The sequence below is a fragment of the Pseudomonas sp. 2822-17 genome, from assembly GCF_002742485.1.
GTDB lineage: Bacteria > Pseudomonadota > Gammaproteobacteria > Pseudomonadales > Pseudomonadaceae > Aquipseudomonas > Aquipseudomonas cyclaminis.
In genome coordinates this window covers 1-268 of sequence record NZ_LJRZ01000067.1, presented here as the reverse complement: position 1 = coordinate 268, position 268 = coordinate 1, and the positions used below count along the sequence as shown (strand labels likewise).

At 38.8% G+C, this 268-nt stretch carries 1 protein-coding gene; it reads right to left on the bottom strand.

The features are described 5' to 3' along the window. Positions 1–191 (bottom strand): hypothetical protein (locus AOA60_RS33195; protein ID WP_218240471.1); only part of this gene is annotated, 191 nt, incomplete at its 3' end. Positions 192–268: the final 77 nt, after the last annotated feature.

Genomic DNA, 268 nt, shown 5'->3' with positions numbered 1-268 from the left:
ATAATTAAGTTCGTTCCTACCATAAGATAGAACAGAACAGTTGCAATTGCAGAAGCATACCCCATTTCAAATCGAATTGTTCCATAATCCATTAAATGTGTTACAACCGTATGCGCCGCGTAGTTAACACTTGGAAAACCAGCGAGGGCTATTGATATATCTGCGACTGCAAATGCCATCGTGATCTGCATAACAGCTCCAAATAACAACTGAGGTTTCATTGATGGAAGTGTAATAAACCATAGCTCTTGCCATCTATTTCTTATAC